The following is a 24,274-nucleotide window of genomic DNA, read 5'->3' as shown; positions in this document are numbered from 1 at the left end:
CTCACACTTTCGCCATGGCCGCCCGCCCCCCCGACAACGAGACGCCCGCCGCTTCGCCGGCTGCAACCAGCCACGTGGCCGACTTCGAGCAGTCGCTGGACGCGCTCGAACAACTGGTCGAACAGATGGAACGCGGTGAGATGAGCCTGGAAGAATCGCTGGCCGCGTACGAGCGCGGCGTAGGCCTCTATCGCAAGTGCCAGACCGCGCTGGAACAGGCCGAGCTGCGCGTTCGCCTGCTCAGCGACCCGCAGGATCCCGCCGGCGCCGAACCCTTCGCATCGCCCGATGCCTGATTCGCTGTTCCAGCATTGGCGCGTCCGCGTCGATGCCGCGCTGCTGCGCGCCCTGCCTGCCCCGGATACGTCACCGCAACGCCTGCATGCCGCCATGCACCACGCCGTGCTGCTCGGCGGCAAGCGCATGCGACCGCTGCTGGTCTATGCCAGCGGCCTGCTGGCCGGCGCCGACGAAACCGCGCTGGACGCGCCCGCTGCGGCGGTCGAGCTGGTCCACGCCTACTCGCTGGTCCACGACGATCTGCCGGCCATGGATGACGATGCGCTGCGCCGCGGACAGCCCACGGTGCACGTGGCGTTCGACGAAGCCACCGCGATCCTCGCCGGCGATGCGCTGCAATCGCTGGCCTTCGACGTGCTGGCGGACACCGGCGTCGCCGATGACGTGCGCGTGGCGCTGCTGCGCACGCTCGCGCAGGCCTCCGGTGCCGCGGGCATGTGTGGCGGACAGGCCCTCGACATCGATGCGACCGCACTGCGGCAAGCGCCGGCGCCGCAGCGCGGCGCGGAAGACGAAACAGCCGACCGCCGCACCATCACCGTCCCGCAGCTCGAACGCCTGCATTCGCTCAAGACCGGTGCGCTGATCCGCGCCTCGGTGCGCATGGGCGCGCTGTGCGGCGGCGCCGGTGCCGACCTGTTGCAACGCCTCGACCGCTACGCGGACGCGCTGGGCCTCGCCTTCCAGGTGCGCGACGACATCCTCGACGTCGAGGGCAGCAGCCAGATCCTGGGCAAGACCGCCGGCAAGGATGCGGCCCAGGACAAGGCCACCTTCCCCGCCCTGCTCGGACTGGACGCCTCCCGCGCGCGACTGGCGGAGCTGGCTGCCGTCATGCACGACGCGCTCGCTGGCCTGGGGCCGCGTGCCGATGCGCTGGCCGCGCTGGGTCGCTTGGCCATCGAGCGCGACCGCTGATCGTCCAAAGAAAAACGCCGGCACGGGGCCGGCGTTTTCGCATGCGGATCAGGCTGCGTCACTTGATCAGGCGCAGCGTGAACGGATAGCGGTAGGTCTCGCTTTCGCTGGTCTTGACCGCCGCGATGATGCACAGGACCAGATTGGCCAGGGCCACTGCCGGCAGCAGCAGCAGGCCGATCAGGACGAACATCAGGATCCACGACACGACCATCGCGATCGCGACGGTGATCTGGAAATTCAGTGCTTCCTTGGACTGCTCGACAAGGTATCCCTTGTCTTCCTTGTCCTTGTTGATCAACCAGACGATCAGCGGCATCACGAAGCCGAGGAAGATCCCCGACAGGTGCGTGACCATCGCCAAGGTCTTGTCGTCGGAGGACGAGACTTGCTGGTTCATTGCTTTCCCCTAGCAGTGCGCGAACGGAGTCGGCACTCTCCCGCGCCCATCCGGCACTGTCAAGGGAAGTCCGCTCAGCTCTCGCCGGCGACGGTCATGCGGCCGACGAGGATCGACCCCGTGCGGATGTGCGAGCGCGGATCGACGTCGCTGCCGACGGCTTCGATGGCGCCGAACATCGCGCGCAGGTTGCCGGCGATGGTGATGCCGTCGACGGGATACGCAATTGCCCCGTCCTCGATCCAGAACCCGGCGGCGCCGCGCGAGTAGTCGCCGGTCACCGTGTTCACGCCCTGCCCCATCAGCTCGGTGACCAGCAGGCCGCGGCCCATGGCACGGAGCATGGAAGGGAGGTCGCCGGCATTCGCCGCCACTTCCAGGTTGTGCACGCCGCCGGCATTGCCGGTGGTCGCCAGGCCCAGCTTGCGTGCCGAATAGCTGCCCAGCACGTAGCGCTGCAGCACGCCGTCGCGGACCAGCGGCGATTCGCGCGTGGCCACGCCCTCCGCGTCGAAGGCCGCCGAGCGCAGTCCGCGGCGCATGAAAGGCCGCTCCTCGATGGCGAACCAGTCCGGGAACAGCCGCGTCCCCGCGCTGTCCACGAGGAAGCTCGCCTTCCGGTACAACGCGCCGCCCGACACCGCGCCGACCAGGTGGCCGATGAGCGAGCGCGCGACTTCCGCCGCGAACACCACCGGGTAGTCGCCCGTCGGGACCTGCTTCGGCGCCAGCCGCGATGCGGCCCGCTCGGCCGCGCGACGACCGATGGCGGCGGCCGATTCGAGGTCCTCCGCGGCCAGCGCATAGCTGTACCAGCCGTCGCGCTGCATGGCGTCGCCGCGGCCGGCGATCAGCGCGCAACCGATGCTGTGGTTGGTGCTGCGCTCGCGGCCGACGAAACCGTGCGAGTTCGCGTACACGCTCAGGCTGCTGCCGCTGCCCAGCGACGCGCCGTCGGAATTCTCGATGCGACGGTCCGCGTCGCGGCCGGCCGTTTCGCAGGCCAGCGCGAGGTCGATCGCCTGGTCGGCTTCGATCGCCCACGGATGCCAGCCATCGAATTCGCGCAGCTCCGTCGCCATCCGCTCGCGATCGGCCAGGCCGGCCGCCTCGTCGTCCTCGGTATGGCGCGCGATCGCGCAGGCCTGCTCCACGGTGGCGTCGAGGCTGTCCTCGCGCAGGTCCGCCGTGCTGGCGCTGCCCTTGCGCTTGCCGAAGAACACGGTGACCGCGATGCCGCGATCGCGGGTCGCTTCCACGGTTTCGACCTCGCCCATGCGCACGTTGACGCTGAGCCCGGTTTCTTCCGAACACGAGACTTCGGCCTCGCTCGCGCCGCGCGCGCGGCAGCCGTCGAGCAGGCGCCGGGCGATGTCGGCGAGGCGGTCCAGGCGGGCCTGGCTGTCGTCGTGGGCGGGGGGTGCCGGGATGATGGCGTTCAATGATTTATCCTTTTCCGGTGCCGGTCGCCCGGCATGCGATGTGAATTCCTGACGTGCCGGCAGGCACTACAACAGCCGTGGTGCCCGATGCGTGGTCGTGACGAAGAAACCGGCGAATTTTTCAGCCCCAGCCGCAGCCAGCAACGGCGCGATGCGCTGGAGGTACTGACCCTGGGTGAGAAGCTGGTGTCGCTGACCGAGGCGCAGCTGGCGAAATTGCCCGTGCCCGAATCGCTGCTGCCGCACATCCGCGAATGCAAGCGCATTACCGCGCAGATCGCGCACAAGCGCCAGCTGCAGTACCTGGCCAAGCAGATGCGACGCGAGGACGACGAGGTGCTGGCTGCGATCCGCGACGCGCTGGACGAAAAGGGCGAAACCGCCCGCCGCGAAGTCGCGGCGATGCACCGCATCGAAACCTGGCGCGACCGCCTGTTGGCCGAAGGCGATGCGGCGCTCGCACAGCTGCTGGACGAATACCCGTCCGCCGATCGCCAGTCCCTGCGCCAGCTGGTGCGCAATGCGCTGGAGGAACGCAAGCGCAACAAGCCGCCGCGTGCGTTCCGGGAGCTGTACCGGGAACTGCGCGAACTGATGAGTTCGGGTACGGAAGGCGAGGAGTCGCAGGAAGACGGCGGCGACGACGCATTCGAGGACGATCAGGATTCCTGACGCCCGCGTAGTCGAAACATCCGAAGTCGAAACATCCGAAGTCGAAACACGCGTAGCCGAAACACCCGAAATCGTCATCCCAGCGCAAGCCGGGATCCATTTTGACCTTGGCTTCATCGGCGACAACAACGGTCGTAGCAACATGGATCCCAGCGTTCGCTGGGATGACGCGTCACGGCGCTGGGATGACGCGTCACGATGCAGGGATGACGAGTCACGGTGCAGGGATGACGGGCAATGGCGTCGGGACGACAGGCGAGAGCGGCGAAGGCCAACGCGGCCCGACGCCGAGACCGCAGGCTGGTCCGCCTCGATCCCGTCGCAAGGACTGGACGACGCGCAATTGCCATCGCACAGCACCGTCATGAAACCCGCCCTCAGGCCGCCTGCGTCCCGCCCACCGTCAGTGCTTCGATCAGCAGCGACGGCTGGCCCACGCCGACCGGCACGCTCTGGCCGTCCTTGCCGCACACGCCCACGCCTTCGTCCAGCGCGAGGTCGTGGCCGATCATCTTCACGCGCTGCATGGTTTCCGGGCCGTTGCCGATCAGCGTCGCGCCCTTCACCGGCGCGGTGACCTTGCCGTCCTCGATCAGGTACGCCTCCGTGGCGGAGAACACGTATTTGCCCGACGTGATGTCGACCTGCCCGCCGCCGAAGTTCACTGCGTACAGGCCCCTCTTCACCGAGCGGAGCATCTCCTCCGGATCGTGCGTGCCCGCGAGCATGTAGGTGTTGGTCATGCGCGGCATCGGCAGGTGCGCGAAGGATTCGCGGCGGCCGTTGCCGGTGGGCGCCATGCCCATCAGGCGCGCGTTGAGCGTGTCCTGCATGTAGCCGACGAGCACGCCGTCCTCGATCAGCGTCGTGCAGTTGGTCGGCGTGCCTTCGTCGTCGATGTTGAGCGAACCACGCCGCCCCGGCAGCGTGCCGTCGTCGACGATGGTCACGCCCGGCGAGGCCACGCGCTGGCCGATGCGGCCGGCGTAGGTCGAGGTGCCCTTGCGGTTGAAGTCGCCTTCCAGGCCATGGCCGACGGCTTCGTGCAGCAGCACGCCCGGCCAGCCGGAGCCGAGCACCACCGGCATCACCCCGGCCGGTGCATCGATGGCGTCGAGGTTCACCAGCGCCTGGCGCAAGGCTTCCTTCGCCAGCGCCTCGGGCTTGCCGCCGCCGAGCAGCTCGGCATACGAATAGCGCCCGCCACCGCCGGCATAGCCGCTTTCGCGGCGGCCGTTCTGTTCGACGATGACCTGCACGTTGAAGCGCACCAGCGGCCGCACGTCGGCGGCGAGCACGCCGTCGCTGCGTGCGACCAGCACCGTGTCGATACCACCCGACAGGCTCACCACCACCTGCTGCACGCGCGGGTCGGCGGCGCGCACGTAGCGGTCGATGCGGCGCAGGGCCTCGACCTTGTCCTCGTTGCCCAGCGAATCGATCGGATCGTCGCTCGGATACAGCGCGCGCCCGTTGCCGCGCACCAGCGCGCGCATGCCCTGGGTGGAACCGTCCCGCGCGATCGCCCGCGCCGAGCGCGAAGCCTCCAGCAGCGCCGCGGTGTTGATTTCGTCGGAATAGGCGAAGCCGGTCTTCTCGCCGCTGATCGCGCGCACGCCGACGCCCTGCTCGATCGAGTGCGCGCCTTCCTTGACGATGCCGTCCTCCACGGTCCAGCTCTCGCGCCGCGCGTGCTGGAAATACAGGTCGCCGAAGTCCACGCCCGGGCCCAGCAGCGTGCCGAACGCGCGTTCGAGGCCGCCGGTGTCGAGGCCGGCAGGCAGCAGGAGGCGGGATTCGGCGAGCTGGATCGGCAGGGTCATCGAGAAACCATGGAGGGAGGGAAAGGAGCGGGGCGTGAAACGCGGGATCGCCGCGCCGACGGGCGGCGCGCGGGCGGCCAGCGCCGGTGCGGTGGCCATCATGGACCATGATGGAGGTGGCCGGGCCCGATCCCAACCCGGCACGGCGCCGCCGCTAACCCGACGGTGGCGCCACGGCCGCTTCCGCGCGGCTCTGCTCGCGCGAGATCACCTCGACCTTGGGCTCCTTCCATGGCCCGGTGACGCGGTAGGTCTTCGCTGCCAGCGATCCCAGCGGCTTGTTGAGCACGACATTGGCGGCCGCGCCGATCGCCGCCCCGACCGGACCGCCCGCCACCGCGCCGATCGCGGTCAGCAGATTGCCGGCCTTGGGCCGGACCTCGATGGTCTGGTCGTAACTCTGGGCATGCAGGTCGGCGGCGCCGCGGATATCGATCGTGGCGGCCGGTCCATCGATCACCAGCTTGTCGCTGCGCGCCTGGCCGTTGCCGAAGTGCACGGTGCCCTTCATCTCGTTGAAGGCGAAGCCCTTGGAGAACAGGTCGCGGAAATCCAGGGTCAGGCGCCGCGGCAACTGCGCAAGGCTGAGCAGGCCCAGCACGCGCCCCGCGCCCGGTTCGATTTCCAGCAGGCGGCCTTCGCGCGCATCGAGCTGCAGGCTGCCGTCGAGCTGCTCGAGCCGGAAGGCGACCGGACTGCCGGGCCAGCCGGCGTCGAACTTCACCGTGCCCTCGCCACCGCCCAGGCGCTGCCCCATGCCGAACCCGGCCAGCAGCGCGCCGAAGTCGTCGCTGCCGATGGTGACCTTGAGGCGGGTATTGGCCGCGGCTCCCTTTCCGGTCCAGTCGCCGCTGAGGTCGATGCGGTGCTTCGCGGTGCGCGTCTGCAACTGCTCGATGCGCATGCCCGCTGCCGTCGGATGCGTGCGCACCTTCGCACTGCCCAGCTTCGCATCGCCAAGATGGAGTTCGTCGATATCGATCGTCAGCGGCGGAATCCGCGCCGGATCCATGTCCTCGCCGATCACGGCGGTGCGCGCCGCCGGCGCTGTGGCGGCTTGCGGAGGCGACGATGCCGACGTCGACGCGGCGGCGGGCGCGTTCGCCGCGACGGCCGTGTCCCCGGCCGAGGTCGCCGGGCGCCAGTACACGCGCTGCAGGCGGCCGGCGATGGCTTCGTTCGCGTTCGCCGGAACCAGCAGCGCGCCCTGCAGCGCGGCGCCTTCGGCCTGGATCGCGATGGCGCCGCGCGCGGCAGGCGCCACGATGACCCGGGTATCGGCGAATTCGCCGCCGATCAGTTGCAGACGATGCGCGGTCACGTCGATGCGCTGCAGCGGCAGCGTGCTGCCGCCTTCGCCGCCGCGGGTGAGCGCGATCCAGTCGATGGCATCGAGCGTTTCGGCGCGACCGCTGGCGACCAGCCCCGACGCCGGCGCCGCCTCGTCGACGCGCGATGCGCCGAGCAGCACCCGCACGCCCGTCTGTCCCTTGCTGCTGCGTGCGCGCAAGGCCATCACGTTGCCGAAGCCGACGCGGATGTCGCCGCTGCCCAGCGGCAACGGCGTGGCGATCGAGGTCGCCATCGGCGTGGCGGCCGCCTTGCGCATCGGCGCAGGCAGGGCGAGCGCGGTGCCGACCAGATTCGAATCCAGCTGCAGCAGGGTCGGCGCGGGCTTGCCCGGTGCCGAGTGCGGGATGGCGATGCCGACCGTCCACAGCGAACGGCCGGACAGGTACGGCTTCAGCCAGCCCAGGTCTTCGGCGCGATCGATCAGTTCGGTCGCGCCCAGGCTCGCCTCGAGCCCGGCTTCGAACACATGCGCCGCATCGCGCACGTACTGCGTGCCGGCGCGCAGCGACAACCGTCCCGGCTCGCCCTCGTGGCGCACGGCGAGGTTCTCGGCCTTGAAGCCACCGCGCGAATAGACCGCGCTGCCGTTGACCTGGTCGAACGCGAGCTTCCAGCGCGGATCGGCGAGCTTTGCGTTCTTCAGTGCGACCGTGCCGTCGATCGTCATGCTCTTGCCATGGACGAACGGCAGCTTCAGGCCGAAGCCGACGTCGGCCGGCCCGCTCGCGCGCACGTTGGCGAAGGTGTCCGCGTTCTCCTTCTGCAGCGGACTCTGCCTGAGCACCGCCAGCAGCTGGTTCGCATCGCCGCTGCCCTGCGCCTTCACGGTCAGCGCACCGCCGCGGTAGTCGTCGACGCCCGCCTCGATATGACGGATGCCCACTTCACCCAGCTTCGCGGTCCCGGCCACGTCGAAACCGATGCCGGTGAAGCGCGTGTCCGCCTCGAGCCCCTGCGCAGCGGGCCAGCCCCCGTCGAAGCGGATCGTCGCGTCGCGGATGTGGCCGGTGGCTTCGAACAGGCCGGTGTTGTTGCGGAACGGCCAGTCGTCGAGATCGCCCGACACGACCGCGCGACCGCCCGTCACCCGACCCGCCACCAGGGCGGTGTCGAGCCAGTGCACGGCGGTGGGCGCCATGTCCTTGCGCAACCAGAAGCTCTTCGCGACCGGCACGGTGGTGTCGTCGACGTCGGCGGCGATGTCGATCCACGGCCGCGAGCCGTCGCCCTGCCACCACAGGCCGCCACGGGCATTGGCGCCGTAGCTGCCGAACTTCGTTCGCGCGTCGATGCGCAGGGCGGTGGTGCCTACGCGCCAGCCCGCGCCTTCGCGCCAGCCGCCGGCTTGTCCGCGCAGCTTCAGCGTGTGCACCACGCCGAAGCCTTCCGGCCAGTCGAAGCTCACTTCCGCGGCGGGATCGAAACGCAGGGTGAAGCCGTTGCCGTCGGCGTCGAGCTCGCCACCCAGGCCGTGCAGGCCCGGCGACTTGCCGACGGAATCGAAGCCGAGGTCGCTGACGACGGCATGCAAGCGCAGCGGACCGTTGCGGCGTCCGGCGAGTTCGACGTCGCGCAGCACGGCCATCGGTTGTGCCGCCTGCAGCCAGTGGCGCAATCCGGGCGACAACCTGTCGCTGAGCGCGAGCGCCGCGAACAGCGGACCGGCATCGACCTGCCGCGCCTGCACCGCGTAGTTCTCGCCGCCGGCAACGAGCAGTCCATCGAGCTTCTGTGCGTCGTCGGCGCGACCGATGCGCAGGCGCGGCGCATCCACGCGCCAGCCGCCGTCGATCAGGCGATAGGTCGCGCGCGCTTCGACATGCGGGTAGTGGCTGCGAGGCGCAGGCGTACCGCTGTCGATGGGGCGTCCGCGCAGCACGACGTTGTCCAGCATCGCGTCCACCGTGACAGCGGCGATGCGGTTGCCCTGCAGCGTGCCCCAGGCCTCGGCGCGACCGACGCCGCTTTCCACCGCGATGCCGTGCGCATGCAGCAAGGCGCCCCATGCGGCGAGGTCGGCGCGCCTGGCGCCGGCATACGCGCGACCATCGCCCTTGCGGCGGTCGAAATCGAGCACCGCATCGAGCGGCGTCGCCTCCAGATGCGGCCACGCGCGCACGCCCGCGCGCACGCGATCGCCATCGACGCGAAGGCGCAGATGCACCCGCGGTATGCGCGCGTCGATGCCCAGCGACGGCGCGATCACGGCGAGCTTGCCGCCGATCACCTGCAATTCGCCCAGGCCTTCCAGCGCGGAGAACGGATCGCTGCCCGCCTGCTGCTGTCCGGGCAGGCCACGCACCTGCCAGCGGCCGTCCGCGCTGCGTTCGAGCGTGAGGTCGAGGCCGCGCAGGCGCAGCTCGGAAAAGGCGTGGCCGGGCAACAGGCCGGCATATACCGACACCAGCATCTCGGTGTCGCCGACAGTGAACGCGCGCGCGCCTTCACCGATGCGCAAATTATCCAGTTTCAGCACCGGGCCGCGTCGGGTCCATGCGGCTTCGACGCGATCGAACGCGACCGGCCGCCCCGCACGCTCGCTGAGCCACGCCGCAATGCGCGCCGGATGACTCTCGGCCAGCGGCAACACCTGGCTGGCCGCACCCAGCAGCAGCGCCACCAGCACGAGCGCAATCGCCACCGTGTAGCCGACGCCACGACGGGCCATGCGTAGTCGGCGGCGGATCGGCGTAGGCATCAGCATCGTGCTCCGAGCGATGCCGTGATTCGCAACTCGCAATTCGTGATTGGCAGAAGCATCACGCCGCCTCGCAGCAGCAGGCCTTCGCTCTTACGAATCACGAATCCCGAATCCCGAATACCGGCCTCAAAGCAACACGACATCGAACTGCTCCTGCGCGTACTGCTCGTCGGCCTGGAAGCGGATCGACTTGCCGAGAAACTCTTCCAGCTCCGCGACCGACGCGGATTCCTCGTCGGTAATGCGCGCGACGACTTTCGGCGAGGCGATCACCAGCAGGCGCGCGGCGTCGAACTGCCGCACCTGGCGCACGATCTCGCGGAAAATTTCGTAGGTCACGGTCTCCGGCGTCTTCAGCGTGCCGCGGCCGCCGCATTCATGGCAGGGCTCGCTCAGTTGCCGCTCCAGGCTTTCCGTGGTGCGCTTGCGCGTCATTTCCACCAGACCCAGCGGCGAGAATTCGTACACCGTGGTTTTGGCGTGGTCGCGGGTCAGCGACTTCTCCAGCTGACGCAGCACCTGGCGGCGGTGCTCGGCATCGGTCATGTCGATGAAGTCGATGATGATGATGCCGCCAAGGTTACGCAGGCGCAGCTGACGGGCGACCGACTGCGCAGCCTCGAGATTGGTGCGATAGACGGTTTCCTCGAGGTTGCGCTGGCCCAGGAACGAGCCCGTGTTCACGTCGATCGTCGTCATCGCCTCGGTCTGGTCGATGACGAGGTAACCGCCGGACTTCAGCGGCACTTCCTTGTCGAGCGCGCGCTGGATCTCGTCCTCCACGCCGTACAGGTCGAAGATCGGACGCGCGCCGGTGTAATGCTCGATCTTCTCGGCCAGCCCGGGCATGTACTGCGCGGCGAACGCCTTCAGCCGCTCGCTGGTCTCGCGCGAATCGACCTTCACCTTCTCCACGTCCTTGCGCATCAGGTCGCGCACGGCGCGCAGCGGCAGGCTGAGATCCTCGTACACGCGCTCGCCGACTCTTGCGCTCGCGGACTTCTCCTCGATCAGCTGCCATGCACGGTTGAGGTAGGCGACGTCCTCGGCCAGCGCCTCTTCCGGCTGCCCTTCGGCATTGGTGCGCACGATGTAGCCGTGCTGCGCGCCCGCCGGAGACAGCGCGGTGACGTGCGTCTTGAGACGCGCGCGCTCGGCTTCGTCCTCGATGCGCGCCGAAACGCCCACGACGCGGTTGCGCGGCAACAGCACGAGATAGCGCGAGGGAATGCTCAGCTGCGTGGTCAGGCGCGCGCCCTTGCTGCCGATCGGATCCTTGACCACCTGCACGATGATGTCCTGGCCTTCGCGCAGCAGTTCGGCGATCGGCCGCGTCGGCGCGGGCGGCAGTGGCGCGACCGCGTCCTCGCCCTCGCCTTCCACGACCTGCGTCGGCTTCACGATGTCCGCCGCATGCAGGAACGCCGCGCGATCAAGGCCGATTTCGACGAACGCCGCCTGCATCCCGGGCATCACCCGCTGCACGCGCCCCTTGTAGATGTTGCCGACCACGCCGCGCCGCCAGCCGCGCTCGATGTGCAGTTCCTGCAGCATGCCGTTCTCGACCACGGCGACGCGGGTCTCGCGCGGGGTGACGTTGACGAGGATCTCTTCCGTCATGGCGTTGCCACCGGCGTGCGCGATGCCGGAGGTACCGGTTCGAGCCCGAATTCGCGCAACAGCTGCGCGGTCTCGTGCACCGGCAGGCCCATCACGCCGGAATAGCTGCCGTCCAGGCGCGTGATGAAGGTTTCGGCGAAACCCTGGATGGCATAGGCGCCGGCCTTGCCCTGCCATTGGTCGCCGCCGATATAGGCGTCGATCTGCGCGGCGCTGAGCGCGGCGAAGGTCACCTGCGAGATCGAAACGGTCTGGCGTTCGCGCGAAGGGGACACCAGCGACACCGCCGAGATCACCTGGTGCGTGCGACCGGACAACCGTCGCAGCATGCCCGCGGCATCTTCGGCATCGCGCGGCTTGCCGAAGACCTCGTCGTCGAGCACCACTTCGGTGTCGCTGCCCAGCACCAGCGCGGCGGGATTGGCCATCACCTTCAGCAGGCCCGCTCCGGCCTTCTCGCGGGCGACGCGGCGGACGTAGTCCTCCGCCGGTTCGCCGGGCGCGCGCTGTTCGGGCACGTCGAGATCGATGATGCCGAACGGCAGGCCGAGGCGGCCCAGCAGTTCGCGCCGGCGCGGGGATTGGGAAGCGAGATAGAGCATCGGGTCCTTGTGGCCGGCGCGGCCATGACAGGCGCGCGGCGGAGAATTCGCGAGGCCGGAAGAATAACCCGGGCTGACTGGTGGCCACCCCGGCCGCGATCACGTAACCCTGACCCGGCTCACGAATCGTTTACCGTACCCGCGCACAGTGCCCGCACCCCGGCGCTTCCCCCACGTCCCACACGGAGTCCGACCATGCCCCAGACGATGTCCCGCCTCGCCCTGCGCCCGCTTGTGCTGGCGGCCTTCCTCAGCCTTGGAGCCTTCACGTCGATGCCCACGAACGCCCAGACCACGCCCTTCGTCGCCACCGACGGCACGCTGCTCAACGTCTCCGCGCAGGGCGAGGCCAGGCGCGTTCCGGACATCGCCCGCATGTCGACCGGCGTGGTCACCCGCGCCACCGATGCCAACGCGGCGATGCGCGCCAATGCGGAGCAGATGGCCAAGGTCGTCGCCGCGATCAAGGCCGCCGGCATCGCCGACCGCGACGTGCAGACCAGCGGCATCAACCTCAACCCGACTTACCAGTACCGCGACAACCAGCCCCCGACGATCACCGGCTACGAGGCCAACAACACCGTCAGCATCACCGTGCGCGACGTCGCGAAGCTGGGCAAGATCCTCGACACGCTGGCGGCAGTGGGCGCCAACCAGATCAACGGCCCCAGCTTCGACGTCGACAGGAAGGACGAAGCGCTCGACGAAGCCCGCCAGAAGGCCGTCGCCAGCGCGCAGGCGCGCGCGGAGATGTACGCGAAGACCCTGGGCATGAAGGTGCGTCGCATCGTCAGCATCAGCGAAGGCGGCAGCTTCAACCCGCCGATCCCGATGATGCGCATGCAGGCGATGAAGGCCGAAGCCGACACGTCGGTGTCGCCGGGCGAAAACACCCTGAGCGTCAACCTGGACGTGGTGTTCGAACTGGGCCGCTGAGTCCGCGACGCACCTGCGTCCGGCGCATGAAGCGAAGGCCCGCCTGTGCGGGCCTTCTGCTTTTGCGGTCTGCGGCGTGGTGGTATGCCGTCACGACCTCGGCTGCTTTTTTGTCTGCCCGCCCTTCCGACTACCGCGGCTCTCGTTCTCCCGCGCAAAGATGCTCCCCTTCTCCCCGCCTGCGGGGAGAAGGTGCCGAAGGCGGATGAGGGGAGCGAGCGCAGCGAGCTGCTTCGACGCTTCAGCCATGTCATCGCGCACAGCTTCGATCACGCCGCGCATGACTTCGTCGACTCCATACGCAAGCCGGCCGATCGACCCAGTCCGATAACGCTGAACCCCATTCACCACACCGGCCCGTTGTCATCCCTGCCGACAACTTCCGGAGGTGGCAAATGGCCCAGACCCATGCCCTGCACGCACCGCGCTTTCGCATCGCGAAGCTCGACTTCACCCGCATCTCCGCCGAAGCCGGCGCATTCGCCATCAACGGCGCAGCGCTGCTGTTGCTGCTGGCGCCATTGAGCATGCATGTGCCGCTCAGGGAAGAAGCAATGCCGCCCACGATCTATGAGGTGCATCCAAGGAAGCTGCCCGAGAATCCGCCGCCCATACCGCCCAAGCGGGTCGAGATCACACCGCCACGGACGAACCCTGTCGCGCCGACGCTTCCGCAGAAGATCGAACTTCCGCAGCAGCCCGTATTCGACGAGGCACTGCCAGGAGACCTCCCGGCCGAGCCCGAGGTAGTCGCCAAGGTGGAATTCGGACGCGGCAACGACATCGCCAAACCGTTGGCCGGCGCGCATCTCGAGTATCTGGAAGCACCCGCACCGCGCTATCCGATCGAAGCGATCCGCGAGTCGCTCTCCGGCACCGTCACACTGCGCGTGCTGGTCGATGTCGACGGCAAGCCGATCGACGTGCAGGTGGAGCAAAGCAGCGGCCATCGCATGCTCGACCTCGCGGCGAAGCGACAGGTGCTGGCGAAGTGGCGCTTCAAGCCCGCGATGGAGGGCGGCCGTGCGGTGCAGGCGATCGGCCTGGTGCCGGTGGTATTCAACCTCAATCGATAGATGCAACCAGGTGGCGCCCGTGGGGCGCTCCTACGGCCGTGCACACGTAGTTGCCTGCCCGCTGCGCACCGAACGCACACGCGGACCATGGTGAGGGTCGCAACACGGCCCTCACCTCTTTCAAGGCCGTCCGCAGGAACCAGCGCGAAGACGGACTACGCCCGGTGGTACGGATGGTTCGCCAACAGCGCCGCGGCGCGATAAAGCTGCTCGGCCGCGACCAGGCGGACCAGCATGTGCGGGAGCGTGAGCGGACCCAGCGACCACTGCTCGTCGGCGCGCGCGATGACGTCGGGCGAATGGCCTTCGGGGCCGCCGATCAGGAAGGCCAGGTCGCGGCCCTGCGCCCGCCAGTGCTCCAGGCGCTGCGCCAGTTGCTCCGAAGACCACAGCCGTCCACACCCATCGAGCGCAACCACGGTCGCCTGCTTCGGCAGCGCGCCCAGTACCCGCGCCCCTTCGTCCTGCGTTGCCCGCGCGGCGTCGCGCCCCTTCCCGCGCAGGCCGGGTTCGATCTCGACGAGCTCCAGCGGCAGCCAGTGCGACAGGCGCTTCTGGTATTCGCCGAATCCCTCCGCGACCCAGCGCGGCGCGCGTTCGCCGACGGCGATGAGCTTGGCTTTCATGGCGGCATGGTAGCGGACGAGGCCGGAACGCCGTCGTCGTGCGCACTGAAGCATCAGGCGTCGCACGCATCGGCATGCCGCCCGCAGCGCAAAAAGGAACGGCGCCACTGGCGCCGTCCTGTCGGTCTTCGTGCGGCGGGCGTCAGTAACGCCCGTCGGTGCCCGTCTCGCTCGGGTAGTCCTCGACGTCGTGATGCGACGGCGGCTGATCGCCGACCGTCCACAGGCGCTCGAGCGCGTAGAACTCACGGATGCGCGGCAACATGATGTGCACGACCACGTCGCCCAGATCCACCAGCACCCATCCGGCCTCGCGCTCGCCTTCCACGCCCAGCGGCTGGACGTCGAGGTTCTTGGCGAACTTGACCACCTCGTCGGCGATGGACTTCACGTGCCGGGTGGAGGTGCCCGATGCGATCACCATGTAATCGGTGACGCTGCTCTTGCCCCGCACATCGATTTCGACCACGTCGCGCGCCTTGAGCTCTTCGACCGCGGCATGCACCGTCCTGAGCAGGACTTCCACCGGCGGCGGGGGATTGGGAAGGCGGGTCTTGATGACTTGGGCTTGGCTGGTCAAGGGGCGGAGCTCGATGGGATTGCCGGTGAATTATAGGAAACCCGAGTCTGGCGCGACTGTCGAGTACAGATCGTGACGATCGATGTAGCCGGCGACGGACGGCGGCACCCACGTGCGCCAGGCCGGATCGCGGGCGGCGATGAGCCGGCGCAGCTCGGTGGAGGATTCCGGGCGCAGTTCTTGCAAGGGCAGTACCGCCAGGCCGCCGGCCGGCGCGTTCTGCAGCGCTTCCAGCGTCGTCCATCGCGCCGCCGCTTCGGCGGCCACTTCCGGCGCGACGCACCGGAGGGTTTCCGGATCGATGTGCGATCCCGGCCGCTGCACCGCCACGACATGCGCGTGTTCGAACAGTTCGCGCCAGCGATGCCAGGTGTGCAACTGGTTGAGCGAATCGCCGCCGACCAGCCACGCGACCGGACGCGCGGGCCCGACCTGCGCGCGCAGTTCCAGCAGCGTGTCGAAGGTGTAGGACGGCCCGTCGCGTTCGAGTTCGCGCCGGTCGACCTTCAGTCCGGGCTCGCCGGCGATGGCGAGATCGAGCATGCGCGCCCGTTGCAGCGCATCGGCGTGGGTCGGCCCCTTGTGCGGCGGATCGGCCGCGGGCAGGAGGAACACCGTCGCGCGCAGTGCGTCGCGGGCGGCCCGTGCCACGGCCAGGTGGCCGTTGTGGACGGGATCGAAGGTCCCGCCGTAACAGATCAGGGCGGGCATCGCGGCGTCGCCGGCACCGGGACTCATCGCACGGCGAGCAGGCGCGACGCGCGCGGTTCGGCGACCGCGAGCAGCAGGCGTTCGAGCGCTACCCACGCATCTTCGGGCTCCTGCCCGCGGCGCGGACGTCCCTTGGCAATGCTGTCCACGCGACCGGCCTGGGCGAGGAACGCGTCCCAGCGCGCGGCTTCATGGCGCTGCAGCGCGCGCCGGTACATCGGTTGCTTCGAATCCCAGATGCGCTGGGCCTTGAACGCGCTGACGAGATTGGGCGCGCGCGCGAGCGCCGCGGCGGTCTGCAATTCCCGGATCACCATGCCGAGCAATGCCGGCACGGCCTCGCCTTCGCCACGCAGGCCGCGAAGCATGCGCGACACCTGCGCGCCCTGCCCGTTCATGGCCGCGTCGACGAGGCGGAACACGTCGAAACGGGCGGCATCGGCGACCAGGTCCTCCATGCGCGCCGCATCGAGGATGTCCCCGCTGCCGGCCGCGCCTTCGGACAGCAGCTTGAGCTTCTCGATTTCCTGCGCCGCGGCGAGCAGGTTGCCTTCGACCAGGTCGGCCAGGCGCTGCACCGCATCGCGATCGGCGCGCAATCCGCGCGAACGCAGGCGGCTTTCGATCCATCCGGGCAATTCGTGCGGCTTGATCGGCCACGCGATCGCCACGAGGCCGACGCGCGCGATCGCATCGCTCCACTTGCCGCCGTGCTGCCGGCTCCATTCGCCGGCGGTGACCAGCAGGACGATGTCCGCCGGCGGATCGGCGCAGAATTCGCTGATGACCCGCGCGCCTTCGGTGCCCGGCTTGCCCGTGGGCAAGCGCAGCTCGAACAGGCGCCGGCTCGCGAACAGGCTCGGCGCGTGGAAGCCCGATTCCATCGCGTTCCAGTCGGGCTCGCGCTGGTTCCCCTCGGCTTCGAAGACTTCGCGTTCGGTGATGCCCTGGGCACGCGCGGCGGCACGCACGGCATCGGCGGCCTCGAGCACGCGCAGCGGTTCCGGGCCGGCGATCAGATAGGCAGGACGCAGCGGACCCGCCTGCACCTGCGCGGCCAGCTGTTCCGGCTTGAGCTCCATCATTCGGTCAACGCGGCTGCGGCGGATCGGCCGGCGGCGTTTCCTGGGATTCGGGTGCCGGCTCGTCCGGCGGCGGATTCGCATCGGCGGCTTCCAGCGCCGCTTTCGCCGCGTCTTCCGCAACGGGTTCGTCCAGGCGCGATGCCGGCACCGGCGTGCCTTCCGTGCGCGCCACTGCGTCGAGCCGGCGGATGATCGACGCCGTCATGTCGCGTCGCATCTCCTTTTCCAGCAGTTCGCGTTCGCTTTCCGTGCCGATGGTGTTCACCGGATTGGAGATGTAGTCGCGCGACAGCTCCACAGCCTGGCGCGGCAGCACCTTGGTACCGTCGGCGCGGCGTACTTCGAACACGACCGCGTAGCGCAGGCTGTACTCCTGCGCGCGACCCAGCTGGTCGACGCTGAGCGGCGTGTTGCCCCAGCGTTCGGAAAGCAGGTCGAGCACCGTGGCGTTGGCATCGTCGTCCGACGCGACGGGTGCGCCGGCGCGCCGGATCGACTGGGTGAGCGAATCCGCCAGCGGGCTGTAACGATCCACCGAAGAGACCCGCAGCGGGCCCAGATCGTCGGGCAGCACCAGGGAATTGCGGAGATGGAAGCCGCACGCCGTGAGGGCCAGTGCGAGGACGATGGGCAGGCTGCGACGGATCATGCGCGAAGTCTGGACGAGGCCGGCGCAGGCGGCAAGCCGGAGTCGCGCTGGCCTGCGCCTGCACCGTTCACGGTCGGATCACGCGGGATGCGTCAGCGCCGCGGCTTCAGCACGGCGGCCATGCCCAGAGCCGCAAGCAGCCAACCGCCCCACTGGTCGACCAGGTCGCTGATCAGGAAATCGGTGCTGAAGCCGTACCAGGTCCATTGCGACACCGACACCGACAGCCAGGCGACGACGCCGAACGCGAAGAGCGTGCCCACGCGCGCGCCGTAGCTGCGCAACGCCAGGCCGCCCACGGCCAGCGCCGCCACCAGCGCGGCGAGGACGTTGCTCAGGAACTCCATCGGCAGTTCCTTCTTCATGTCCATGCTGACGCCGCCGGTGCGCACGACCAGCAGGCCGCTGGGGCCGTTGGCGACCTTGTCGGCATACGCCTCTTGCTCGGCCTCGCTGGCCCGCCTGTAGTCCAGATGCGGCACCGCGTACACGCCGTTCTCGGTGATGTTGCTGCGGAGTGTCTCGATGACGGCGGCTTCATTCGGGACCGGCTTCAGCGCCTGATCGGAGAACGGCAGCAGGACGTGCGCGACGAATCCCCACAGGAACAACAACACGCCGCCCACGACGGCCGCGATGATCGTTTTCATCAGCTTTTCCCCAGTGTCTGGATCGAATCGGAATGGCGGCCTGCCGGCACCCCTGCGGCCGCGCCGCCGCAGGGATCATATGACTGGGCCGGCGTCGTTCAGTACACGGCCTCGTGGCCCGCGAACAGCCGCTGCGGTGTCCGGAAGCCGGGCAACGCCGCGACGCGGCCAACCCAGTCGTTGACCCGGGGCCAGCATGCGGGATCGAGACCGGCCGCCTCCGCCCACGCCACGCCGTCGGACGTCGCGATGTCGAGTCCCTCACCGAGGAAGAAGAGATAGCCGCAGCAGGCCACGTCGGCGATCGTCGGGGCGTCGCCGGCGAGGAACCGGCTACCGGCGAGTTCCTGGGCACCCGACCAACGAAGGCGCAGGCAAATCACAGGCCCTGCACTCTCTGCTCCTGCTCGTCATTCCCGCGAAAGCGGGAATCCAGTGACTTTGCTCTCAGGCACCCGACCAACGAAAGCGCAGGCAAATCACAGGGGCTGCACTCTCTGCTCCCGCTCGTCATTCCCGCGAAAGCGGGAATCCAGTGTCTTCAGCCTTTTGCCCGCATTTCCGTAGAGCGAGCGTCCGGCGCCTTTGGCCAGCAGCCGAAGTTGGCTGCAGACTTTTCGGTATTGTTCGGCGAGCGACCGAGGAGCAAGTCACTGGATTCCCGCTTTCGCGGGAATGACGAGTGGGAGCGAAGCACGCAGAGCGCAGGCCCTGTGCTTCGCCTGCACTTTCGTTGGCCGGATGCCTGTGAGAGCAGAGAAACTGGATTCCCGCTTTCGCGGGAATGACGACCCAAGCGTCCCAGGCGAAGCTGGAGCCGGTAATTGCCGCCATCAACAGATGGCGGCAACCAGCCGAAGCAGGAATCACCCCACCACGATATTGACGATCTTCCCCGGCACGACGATGACCTTCTTCACCGTCTGCCCCGCGACGAAGTTCGCGACGCCCGGCGCGGCCAGGGCGAGACGCTCGGCCTCTTCCTTCGCGACGTTGACCGGCACCTCGATCGTGCCGCGCAGCTTGCCGTTCACCTGGACCGCCAGCGTGATGCTGTCGCGCACCAGTGCCGCCGGATCGGCGACCGGAAACGGTACGTCTTCCAGCAGCGTTTCGGGGTGCCCCAGCGCCTGCCACAGCGCGTGGCAGACGTGCGGCGTGACCGGATTGAGCAGCAGCACCATCGCCTGCAGCGCCTCGTGGCGCACGGCGCGCCCCTGATCGCTCATGTCGTCGAATTTCTGCACGTGGTTGAGCAGCTCCATCAGCGCGGCGATCGCGGTGTTGAAGCTGTGGCGGCGACCGTAGTCGTCGCCGACCTTCTGGATGGTCTCGTGCAGCTGCCGGCGCAGGGTCTTCTGCGCGGCGTTGAGTTGCGAGGGGTCGACCTCCGGATGATCCGGCTGCGACACGTGCGTGAGGACTTCGCGCCAGAAGCGGCGCAGGAAGCGCGCCATGCCCTCGACACCGGCCTCGTTCCACTCCAGCGACTGCTCCGGCGGCGCGGCGAACATCGAGAACAGGCGCACCGTGTCGGCGCCGTACCGGCCCACCATCAGCTGCGGGTCGACGCCGTTGTTCTTCGACTTCGACATCTTCTCGGTGCCGCCGATATGCACCGGCTGGCCGTCGGCCTTGAGCTTCGCGCCAGTGATGTGGCCGCGCGCGTCGCGCTCGACTTCGACGTCGGCGGGATTGATCCAGTCCTTCGAACCGTCGGCGTTGTCGCGGTAATAGGTCTCCGCGATCACCATCCCCTGGCACAGCAGGTTGGTGGCGGGTTCGTCGGAAGCGACGAGGCCCTGATCGCGCAGCAGCTTGTGGTAGAAGCGGAAATACAGCAGGTGCAGGATCGCGTGCTCGATGCCGCCGATGTACTGGTCGACCGGCGTCCAGTACTTCGCGCGTTCGTCGACCTGCTGGTCGGCGCCCGGCGAGGTGTAGCGCGCGTAGTACCAGCTCGACTCCATGAAGGTGTCGAAGGTGTCGGTTTCGCGCTCGGCCGCGCCGCCGCATTGCGGACACGTGGTCTTGCGCCATTCCGGATCGGCCTTGATCGGCGAGGTGACGCCGCTGAAGGCCACGTCTTCGGGCAGCACGACCGGCAGCTGGTCTTCCGGCACCGGCACGTCGCCGCACTTGCTGCACAGGATCACCGGAATCGGGCAGCCCCAGTAGCGCTGGCGGCTCACGCCCCAGTCGCGCAGGCGGTAGTTCACGCGGCGCTGGCCGCGGCCTTCGGCCTCGAAGCGCGCGGCGAGCGTGTCGAAGGCCTGCTGGTATTCCATGCCGTCGAGCTCGCCCGAATTCACCAGGAAACCGCGTTCGGTGTACGCGCCCTCTTCGGCGAGGCGGCGCTCGAAGTCGGCCACCACCTGCACGGCGGCGCCGGTGTCGTAGGCATCGATCGCGCCGCCCTCGCCCAGCGCGCTGCGCATGGGGTCGTTGTGACGCGCGACGTCGCGGCTGATTTCGGTGAGCGCATCGCGCACGTCGGCGGGCACGATCACCATCTTTATCGGCAGCTGGTAGGCGCGGGCGAATTCCCAGTCGCGCTCGTCGTGGCCCGGCACCGCCATCACCGCGCCGGTGCCGTAGTTCATCAGCACGAAGTTGGCGACGTAGACGGGGACCTGCTCGCCGGTGACCGGATGGATCGCGCGCAGGCCGGTGTCGCGGCCGCGCTTCACCTGCGTCTCGAGTTCGGCTTCGGAGACGCCACCCTGGCGCAGTTCGGCGATGAAGGCGGCGAGTTCGGCGTCCGACTGCGCGGCCAGTTGCGCCAGCGGATGCTCGGCGGCGATCGACACGAAGGTCACGCCCATCAGCGTGTCCGGACGCGTGGTGAACACGGTCAGGGGCTCGACCGCATTACCGTTGCCGTCGACCACGTCGAAACGGATCTCCAGGCCTTCGCTGCGGCCGATCCAGTTGCGCTGCATGGTCTTGACCGCGTCGGGCCAGCCGGGCAGCGCGTCCAGGCCGTCGAGCAGTTCCTGCGCGTAGTCGGTGATCTTGAGGAACCACTGCGGGATCTCGCGCTTCTCCACCAGCGCGCCGGTGCGCCAGCCGCGGCCGTCGATCACCTGCTCATTGGCGAGCACGGTCTGGTCGACCGGGTCCCAGTTCACCACCGCGTTCTTGCGATAGGCCAGGCCCTGCTTCATAAGGCGCACGAACATGCGCTGCTCGTGCACGTAGTACTCGGGGCGGCAGGTGGCGAATTCGCGCGACCAGTCGATGGCGTAGCCCATCTGCTGCAGCTGCGCCTTCATGTGCGCGATGTTGGCGTAGGTCCACTTCGCCGGCGCGGTGTTGTTCTTGATCGCGGCGTTTTCCGCCGGCAGGCCGAAAGCGTCCCAGCCCATCGGCTGCAGCACGTTGTGGCCGGTCATGCGCTTGTAGCGGCTGATGACGTCGCCGATGGTGTAGTTGCGCACGTGGCCCATGTGCAACGCACCGGACGGGTACGGCAGCATCGACAGGCAGTAGTACTTCGGCTTGCCCGACGTCTCGACGACCTCGAAAGCCTTGTTGGCAGTCCAGAAGCCCTGCGCGGCCGCCTCGACGGCTTGCGGATCAAAGGCCTTCGGATCGGCGACGGATTCGGTCTGGACGGCTTCGCTGGACACGGTCGGCAAACAGTACGGGAAAGACTGGAAAGCCTACCGCAGCGCACCATTCACCGCCATTCGCCCGGTCGGGCAGCCGGGGCGGGGGCGCGCGCAGGGTTCGCGTGCGGGCGCGCGGGCTCCGGCACTCGCCCGGCCGTGGCCGCCGGCTCCGGCGAGCCGCACGCGGCACATCGCGGGACGTACCGGTTTCGGCAAGGACGGCCGTACGACGGCTGTGCTTAGAATCGGCCCCTCATCCGCCGGGGTCCTCTGCCAATGAACCGTCTCGCCGCCGCACTGCTCGTCGCCATGGCCGTTCCCACCGCTGCAATGGCGGCGGAACCGGTCGCCCTGCATTGCGGAAAGCTGTTCGACGCCCGCAGCGGCAAGCTGCTCGACGACCGCACCGTGGTCGTGCGCGATGGCCGGATCGCCGAGGTCCTCGCCGGCCATGCCGACGTGGCGGGTGTGCGTTCGCTCGACCTGTCCGGCCACACCTGCACGCCCGGCTGGACCGACCTGCACGTGCACCTGTCCTCGGAGAGCAGCCCGAAGGCCTACGAGGAAGAGTTCCGGCTCGACGACACCGACTTCGCCTTCCGCTCGGTCGGTTACGCGAAGAAGACCCTGCTGGCCGGCTTCACCAGCGTGCGCGACCTCGGCGGCGACGTCGTCCTGCACCTGCGCAACGCCATCAACCAGGGCCTGGTCGAGGGCCCGCGCATCTGGGCCGCCGGCACCGCGATCGGCACGACCGGCGGCCACGCCGATCCCACCAATGGCTACAACGCGGAGCTGTCGCACCTGATCGGCCCGCCTGGCCCGACCGAGGGCGTGGTGAATTCCGTGGACGACGCGCGCCAGGCCGTGCGCCAGCGCTACAAGGAGGGCAGCGACGTCATCAAGATCACCGCGACCGGCGGCGTGCTCTCGTATGCGAAATCGGCCGATGCACCACAGTTCACCGTCGACGAGATCCGCGCGATCGTCGATACCGCGAAGGACTACGGCTACCGCGTCGCCGCGCACGCGCACGGCACCGAGGGCATGAAGCGCGCGGTGCTCGGCGGCGTCACCTCGATCGAGCACGGCACCTACATGAGCGACGAGGTGATGTCGCTGATGAAGCAGAAGGGCACCTGGTACGTGCCGACGATCTATGCCGGCCGCTTCGTCGCCGACAAGGCGAAGATCGACGGCTACTTCCCCGACATCATCCGGCCCAAGGCCGCGCGCGTGGGGGCACAAATCCAGGAAACCGCCGGCAAGGCCTACCGCAACGGCGTGAAGATCGCCTTCGGCACCGACATGGGCGTGGGTCCGCACGGCGACAACGCCCGCGAATTCCTCTACATGGTCGAAGCCGGGATGCCGGCCGCGTACGTGCTGCAGGCCGCGACCATCAACGCGGCGCAGGTGCTGGGCGTCGACGACCAGGGCGTGATCGAAGCGGGCAAGCGCGCCGACATCGTCGCGGTCCCGGGCAACCCGCTCGAGGACATCAAGGTCGTGCTCGATGTCGACTTCGTGATGAAGGACGGCACGGTCTACAAGCAGCCGGGCGCGACGCAATGAACCTTGCCGGCGATGGTGTCGGTTACGCCGCCGCGATGCTCACCACGCTCGCGTTCGTGCCGCAGGCGGTCAAGACCATCCGCAGCAAGGACACACGCGGCATCTCGCTGGAGATGTACGTGATGTTCACCGTCGGCGTGGCGTTGTGGCTGGCCTACGGCTTCGTGCTGATGTCGTGGCCGATGATCCTGTGCAACGCCGTCACCCTCGCGCTGGCCTCCACCATCCTGGTGCTGAAGCTGCGCTACGGCTGACGCGCATTCGCCGCGAAAGCGCCGGCGCCGATCGCCCAGGCGAACCACGCGGCGAAAGCCAGCCGCTGGGTAATGCCGGCCGGAACCAGCGCCGGCAGGACGAAAGCGAGCAGCGGCAGCGCGATCGCGACGCAAACAGACGCCGTGGCGAAGCCGCGCCGCGGACGCAGTCGGGTGCCCAGCAGCGCGGCGCCGAGCGTCGACGCCAGCAGCCACGCCATCCATGCCGCGGCGTGACGGCTGCTGCCTCCGCCATCCAGGTCGGAGGCATCCAGCGGCCACAGTCCCTGCGCGGCGAAGGCGAGTGAGGCCAGCAGCATCGATTGCGCGCCGATCCGCGTCGACCATCGTGGCGCCGGATCACCCGCGGCGTCGATCGCGCTGCGCAGGCGGATCGCCACGGTCGCAACCAGCAGGCCCGGCAACACGAATGCGAGCACGTTGAACGCGAACGCACCCGGCAAGGGCGCCGCGCCTAGCAGGGCCAGGGGCAGTTGCGCGTGCGAATAGCCCTGCACGCGCGCGCCGAACGCCATCGCCGCGGCCGCGGACAACAGGGCCGCCAGCACGCCGGCATGGCGCAGGATCGAAGGAACGCGGGCTTTCATGCCGCCATGCTAGCGTGCGCAACCGCCGAGCTTGCGTCCGCGCGCGCTCGCCCCCATCTCGCCGCAACCCCTGCCACGC

The 24,274-nt window shown here is 68.8% G+C and carries 22 protein-coding genes; 7 read left to right on the top strand and 15 right to left on the bottom strand.

Annotation, left to right across the window (positions count from 1 at the left end):
• Positions 1 to 14: 14 nt before the first annotated feature.
• Positions 15 to 296, top strand: a complete 282-nt coding sequence (locus ACFPN1_RS00155) for an exodeoxyribonuclease VII small subunit (RefSeq protein WP_386751954.1) — start codon at positions 15 to 17, stop codon at positions 294 to 296.
• The gene (locus ACFPN1_RS00150; protein ID WP_386751952.1) at positions 289 to 1,218 is read left to right on the top strand and encodes a polyprenyl synthetase family protein; all 930 of its coding nucleotides are present in this window, start codon (positions 289 to 291) and stop codon (positions 1,216 to 1,218) included. The genes ACFPN1_RS00155 and ACFPN1_RS00150 overlap by 8 nt, the downstream gene beginning before the upstream one ends.
• 58 nt (positions 1,219 to 1,276) lie before the next feature.
• On the opposite strand, the gene ACFPN1_RS00145 is transcribed toward ACFPN1_RS00150, so the two are convergent.
• Together ACFPN1_RS00145 and pmbA are read right to left on the bottom strand one after the other, a co-directional pair.
• Positions 1,277 to 1,618 (bottom strand): DUF4870 domain-containing protein, encoded by a 342-nt coding sequence (locus tag ACFPN1_RS00145; RefSeq protein ID WP_386751950.1) that lies wholly within the window; start codon positions 1,616 to 1,618, stop codon positions 1,277 to 1,279.
• Positions 1,619 to 1,692: 74 nt separating this feature from the next.
• Positions 1,693 to 3,060 carry a metalloprotease PmbA gene (pmbA, locus tag ACFPN1_RS00140; RefSeq protein ID WP_386751948.1) on the bottom strand — a complete coding sequence of 456 codons (1,368 nt, stop codon included), beginning with the start codon at positions 3,058 to 3,060 and terminating at the stop codon, positions 1,693 to 1,695.
• A gap of 87 nt (positions 3,061 to 3,147) precedes the next feature.
• Between pmbA and yjgA the strand changes: the two genes are divergently transcribed.
• Positions 3,148 to 3,732, top strand: a complete 585-nt coding sequence (yjgA, locus tag ACFPN1_RS00135; protein WP_386751946.1) for a ribosome biogenesis factor YjgA — start codon at positions 3,148 to 3,150, stop codon at positions 3,730 to 3,732.
• Positions 3,733 to 4,109: 377 nt separating this feature from the next.
• On the opposite strand, the gene tldD is transcribed toward yjgA, so the two are convergent.
• The 4 genes from tldD to ACFPN1_RS00115 form a co-directional block, all read right to left on the bottom strand.
• Positions 4,110 to 5,555 (bottom strand): metalloprotease TldD, encoded by a 1,446-nt coding sequence (tldD, locus tag ACFPN1_RS00130; protein WP_386751944.1) that lies wholly within the window; start codon positions 5,553 to 5,555, stop codon positions 4,110 to 4,112.
• Positions 5,556 to 5,709: 154 nt separating this feature from the next.
• The gene (locus ACFPN1_RS00125) at positions 5,710 to 9,606 is read right to left on the bottom strand and encodes a YhdP family protein (protein ID WP_386751942.1); all 3,897 of its coding nucleotides are present in this window, start codon (positions 9,604 to 9,606) and stop codon (positions 5,710 to 5,712) included.
• A gap of 129 nt (positions 9,607 to 9,735) precedes the next feature.
• The gene (gene rng / locus ACFPN1_RS00120) at positions 9,736 to 11,229 is read right to left on the bottom strand and encodes a ribonuclease G (RefSeq protein ID WP_386751940.1); all 1,494 of its coding nucleotides are present in this window, start codon (positions 11,227 to 11,229) and stop codon (positions 9,736 to 9,738) included.
• Positions 11,226 to 11,831, bottom strand: coding sequence for a Maf family protein (locus tag ACFPN1_RS00115; RefSeq protein WP_386751938.1), 606 nt, complete (start codon positions 11,829 to 11,831; stop codon positions 11,226 to 11,228). The genes rng and ACFPN1_RS00115 overlap by 4 nt, the downstream gene beginning before the upstream one ends.
• Positions 11,832 to 12,038: 207 nt before the next feature.
• Between ACFPN1_RS00115 and ACFPN1_RS00110 the strand changes: the two genes are divergently transcribed.
• Positions 12,039 to 12,767: an SIMPL domain-containing protein gene (locus ACFPN1_RS00110; protein WP_386753990.1), complete on the top strand. Its 729-nt coding sequence runs from the start codon at positions 12,039 to 12,041 to the stop codon at positions 12,765 to 12,767.
• Between the two features lie 395 nt (positions 12,768 to 13,162).
• A complete protein-coding gene (locus ACFPN1_RS00105) occupies positions 13,163 to 13,843 on the top strand; it encodes an energy transducer TonB (RefSeq protein ID WP_386751937.1) in 681 nt (226 codons plus the stop codon).
• Positions 13,844 to 13,998: 155 nt separating this feature from the next.
• Here the strand turns inward: ACFPN1_RS00105 and rlmH are convergent, their stop codons facing one another.
• From rlmH to leuS, 8 genes are all read right to left on the bottom strand, one after another.
• Positions 13,999 to 14,469: a 23S rRNA (pseudouridine(1915)-N(3))-methyltransferase RlmH gene (gene rlmH / locus ACFPN1_RS00100; RefSeq protein ID WP_386751935.1), complete on the bottom strand. Its 471-nt coding sequence runs from the start codon at positions 14,467 to 14,469 to the stop codon at positions 13,999 to 14,001.
• A gap of 142 nt (positions 14,470 to 14,611) precedes the next feature.
• Positions 14,612 to 15,049 (bottom strand): ribosome silencing factor, encoded by a 438-nt coding sequence (gene rsfS, locus ACFPN1_RS00095; RefSeq protein ID WP_386751933.1) that lies wholly within the window; start codon positions 15,047 to 15,049, stop codon positions 14,612 to 14,614.
• A gap of 30 nt (positions 15,050 to 15,079) precedes the next feature.
• Positions 15,080 to 15,760 carry a nicotinate-nucleotide adenylyltransferase gene (nadD, locus tag ACFPN1_RS00090; protein ID WP_386751931.1) on the bottom strand — a complete coding sequence of 227 codons (681 nt, stop codon included), beginning with the start codon at positions 15,758 to 15,760 and terminating at the stop codon, positions 15,080 to 15,082.
• 23 nt (positions 15,761 to 15,783) lie between these two features.
• Entirely contained in the window at positions 15,784 to 16,842 is a 1,059-nt protein-coding gene (gene holA / locus ACFPN1_RS00085) for a DNA polymerase III subunit delta (protein ID WP_386751929.1), read from the bottom strand.
• 7 nt (positions 16,843 to 16,849) lie between these two features.
• The gene (locus ACFPN1_RS00080) at positions 16,850 to 17,494 is read right to left on the bottom strand and encodes an LPS-assembly lipoprotein LptE (RefSeq protein WP_386751927.1); all 645 of its coding nucleotides are present in this window, start codon (positions 17,492 to 17,494) and stop codon (positions 16,850 to 16,852) included.
• A 92-nt stretch (positions 17,495 to 17,586) separates the two neighbouring features.
• Positions 17,587 to 18,144 (bottom strand): hypothetical protein, encoded by a 558-nt coding sequence (locus ACFPN1_RS00075; RefSeq protein WP_386751925.1) that lies wholly within the window; start codon positions 18,142 to 18,144, stop codon positions 17,587 to 17,589.
• A 98-nt stretch (positions 18,145 to 18,242) separates the two neighbouring features.
• Complete coding sequence (locus tag ACFPN1_RS00070) at positions 18,243 to 18,527, bottom strand: glutathione S-transferase family protein (protein ID WP_386751923.1); 285 nt, start codon at positions 18,525 to 18,527, stop codon at positions 18,243 to 18,245.
• A gap of 483 nt (positions 18,528 to 19,010) precedes the next feature.
• Complete coding sequence (leuS, locus tag ACFPN1_RS00065; RefSeq protein WP_386751921.1) at positions 19,011 to 21,776, bottom strand: leucine--tRNA ligase; 2,766 nt, start codon at positions 21,774 to 21,776, stop codon at positions 19,011 to 19,013.
• Between the two features lie 258 nt (positions 21,777 to 22,034).
• Between leuS and ACFPN1_RS00060 the strand changes: the two genes are divergently transcribed.
• Both ACFPN1_RS00060 and ACFPN1_RS00055 read left to right on the top strand, forming a co-directional pair.
• On the top strand, positions 22,035 to 23,333 hold the full coding sequence (locus tag ACFPN1_RS00060; protein ID WP_386751919.1) for a metal-dependent hydrolase family protein: 1,299 nt from the start codon (positions 22,035 to 22,037) through the stop codon (positions 23,331 to 23,333).
• Positions 23,330 to 23,587 (top strand): SemiSWEET transporter, encoded by a 258-nt coding sequence (locus tag ACFPN1_RS00055; RefSeq protein ID WP_386751917.1) that lies wholly within the window; start codon positions 23,330 to 23,332, stop codon positions 23,585 to 23,587. Before ACFPN1_RS00060 ends, ACFPN1_RS00055 begins: the two co-directional genes overlap by 4 nt.
• Here the strand turns inward: ACFPN1_RS00055 and ACFPN1_RS00050 are convergent.
• Entirely contained in the window at positions 23,578 to 24,195 is a 618-nt protein-coding gene (locus ACFPN1_RS00050; protein WP_386751915.1) for a DUF998 domain-containing protein, read from the bottom strand. The genes ACFPN1_RS00055 and ACFPN1_RS00050 overlap by 10 nt on opposite strands.
• Positions 24,196 to 24,274 lie beyond the last annotated feature (79 nt).

It is taken from the genome of Lysobacter yangpyeongensis (genome assembly GCF_042655745.1).
Classification (GTDB): Bacteria; Pseudomonadota; Gammaproteobacteria; order Xanthomonadales; family Xanthomonadaceae; genus Agrilutibacter; species Agrilutibacter yangpyeongensis.
Note: the sequence above shows the minus strand (reverse complement) of the source record. Positions and strands in the feature narration are given on the sequence as shown.

What these genes read in the sequence shown, in the direction of transcription:
- ACFPN1_RS00155 (WP_386751954.1), top strand. Translation starts at nt 15, where the DNA reads ATGGCCGCCCGCCCCCCCGACAACGAGACGCCCGCCGCTTCGCCGGCT.
- ACFPN1_RS00150 (WP_386751952.1), top strand. Translation starts at nt 289, where the DNA reads ATGCCTGATTCGCTGTTCCAGCATTGGCGCGTCCGCGTCGATGCCGCG.
- ACFPN1_RS00145 (WP_386751950.1), bottom strand. Translation starts at nt 1,618, where the DNA reads ATGAACCAGCAAGTCTCGTCCTCCGACGACAAGACCTTGGCGATGGTC.
- yjgA (WP_386751946.1), top strand. Translation starts at nt 3,148, where the DNA reads ATGCGTGGTCGTGACGAAGAAACCGGCGAATTTTTCAGCCCCAGCCGC.
- tldD (WP_386751944.1), bottom strand. Translation starts at nt 5,555, where the DNA reads ATGACCCTGCCGATCCAGCTCGCCGAATCCCGCCTCCTGCTGCCTGCC.
- ACFPN1_RS00125 (WP_386751942.1), bottom strand. Translation starts at nt 9,606, where the DNA reads ATGCCTACGCCGATCCGCCGCCGACTACGCATGGCCCGTCGTGGCGTC.
- rng (WP_386751940.1), bottom strand. Translation starts at nt 11,229, where the DNA reads ATGACGGAAGAGATCCTCGTCAACGTCACCCCGCGCGAGACCCGCGTC.
- ACFPN1_RS00115 (WP_386751938.1), bottom strand. Translation starts at nt 11,831, where the DNA reads ATGCTCTATCTCGCTTCCCAATCCCCGCGCCGGCGCGAACTGCTGGGC.
- ACFPN1_RS00110 (WP_386753990.1), top strand. Translation starts at nt 12,039, where the DNA reads ATGTCCCGCCTCGCCCTGCGCCCGCTTGTGCTGGCGGCCTTCCTCAGC.
- ACFPN1_RS00105 (WP_386751937.1), top strand. Translation starts at nt 13,163, where the DNA reads ATGGCCCAGACCCATGCCCTGCACGCACCGCGCTTTCGCATCGCGAAG.
- rlmH (WP_386751935.1), bottom strand. Translation starts at nt 14,469, where the DNA reads ATGAAAGCCAAGCTCATCGCCGTCGGCGAACGCGCGCCGCGCTGGGTC.
- nadD (WP_386751931.1), bottom strand. Translation starts at nt 15,760, where the DNA reads ATGCCCGCCCTGATCTGTTACGGCGGGACCTTCGATCCCGTCCACAAC.
- holA (WP_386751929.1), bottom strand. Translation starts at nt 16,842, where the DNA reads ATGGAGCTCAAGCCGGAACAGCTGGCCGCGCAGGTGCAGGCGGGTCCG.
- ACFPN1_RS00080 (WP_386751927.1), bottom strand. Translation starts at nt 17,494, where the DNA reads ATGATCCGTCGCAGCCTGCCCATCGTCCTCGCACTGGCCCTCACGGCG.
- ACFPN1_RS00075 (WP_386751925.1), bottom strand. Translation starts at nt 18,144, where the DNA reads ATGAAAACGATCATCGCGGCCGTCGTGGGCGGCGTGTTGTTGTTCCTG.
- ACFPN1_RS00060 (WP_386751919.1), top strand. Translation starts at nt 22,035, where the DNA reads ATGAACCGTCTCGCCGCCGCACTGCTCGTCGCCATGGCCGTTCCCACC.
- ACFPN1_RS00055 (WP_386751917.1), top strand. Translation starts at nt 23,330, where the DNA reads ATGAACCTTGCCGGCGATGGTGTCGGTTACGCCGCCGCGATGCTCACC.
- ACFPN1_RS00050 (WP_386751915.1), bottom strand. Translation starts at nt 24,195, where the DNA reads ATGAAAGCCCGCGTTCCTTCGATCCTGCGCCATGCCGGCGTGCTGGCG.